Source organism: Streptomyces sp. NPDC101166 (genome assembly GCF_044768125.1).
Classification (GTDB): Bacteria; Actinomycetota; Actinomycetes; order Streptomycetales; family Streptomycetaceae; genus Streptomyces.
The window spans coordinates 1-1,362 of record NZ_JBIWPF010000139.1 but is presented as its reverse complement, the minus strand read 5'-3'; the positions used below and the strand labels follow the sequence as shown (position 1 = coordinate 1,362).

Genomic DNA, 1,362 nt, shown 5'->3' with positions numbered 1-1,362 from the left:
TTGGACAGTTGTCGTCAACAATCTGACTGCAGCAGAAGCTGCGCACCACGACGTGGAACTGGTCTTCTCGGCGACTCGTGGAAAGCTCTTCATCGACGTCACCTACACCCGAGTCGATCGGTCGTACTGCGTCTACATGGGGATGTCGAAGCATCCCTACATCGAACTCACCTACACCCTCGACAAGCCGACGACGACGTGGAAGGTGATCCACCTGAACGAGGTGGACGCTGTTGCCGCGTTGATCAACGACCTACTGACGGGGCTCGAGCCCTTCTATGTGAGTCTCGGCTGACCACGAACGGCCCGAGCATGCCGCAAAGGCTGTTCGGACCAGCTCCGCAGTGCCGTCGCGAGGACCGCCTGAGCCCGCACCGCATACCGCGCTGGCCGAAGCGGTCAGCGCACCAGTGAGGGAGACCGACCGCCGCCGCGAGGGCTCAATGGGATATCGCGAAGTCTCGGACCGACGCGAGAATCTCGGCTTCCGAGCCGAATGGTGGTCGGCGTACCTCGGTCCCGAAGTCGGTGGTAGACAAGCCGCCTGCTGGGAAGGGCACCGCGACAAAGGCCACCGGGAAGAAGACTGAGAAGAAACGGCCTGAACGCCCGGCGCGCTAGTTGTGCGTTGGAAGCCTATACCGGACTCTGCTGCGAGCACGGCTACCAGCGTCGATGGGCGTGGATTCTTGCCCATGTGGTTCGGTTCGAGCCGTAGGAGTCCGCTGTCGGCACCGCCGGATCGACTGTTCTGACCTTTACGGCGGGTATCGGCTCGTCGGCAGGAATTCCCTGGTCGACACGCCTTATCGCCGCATTGCTCCTCAGCCTGATATCTCCGATAGGCTCTATTGCCAGCCAACAGCGGCTGTTCCTGTGATATCGGACTCTGGAAGAAGCGCTAGCGCACATCTTCGAGAAAGGATCCAGGTTTGCGGCGTCTACTAATCGTCGCCGCGGCGGGCACGGCCGTGGCAACCCTGGGCGTGTGGGTCTGGGGTACCAACCTGGGCCGAGCCCAGCCGCCCGGCTCAGAGGTAACCGGTTCGGGAGTTCATCTGACGGCATCCGTCGACAGCGTCGGGGTGAATCTGCCTGGTAACCGGACTCCGAATTTCCTCATGACGTTCGCGCATGCCGCGCAGATGTCCGGTGATTACTTGGTCAATGTGGAGGGTGGCCCGATCACGTCCGGTCAAGCCGTCGCAGGGCTCATCCTCGGCTGCGGGATAAGTGTGGCCGGCGGCTTCACCGTCGGAATCGAGCCCAATCAAGGCTTGGTCGGCGCCCTTGCCCCGACAGTGAGCACTGCGAGCCCTGTCAGCGCGCCGATTGCGACGGCCACTCCCGTGCCGACTACGT

General features: G+C 62.6%; 2 protein-coding genes. Both read left to right on the top strand.

Annotated elements, in window-relative coordinates; translation table 11 throughout:
- Nucleotides 1-295, top strand: a 295-nt coding sequence (locus ACIRS4_RS37105) for a hypothetical protein (protein ID WP_404204513.1), incomplete at its 5' end; no start/stop codon positions are given.
- 826 nt (nt 296-1,121) lie between these two features.
- Nucleotides 1,122-1,362: MspA family porin (locus ACIRS4_RS37100; RefSeq protein ID WP_404204511.1), on the top strand; the 241-nt coding region annotated here is incomplete at its 3' end.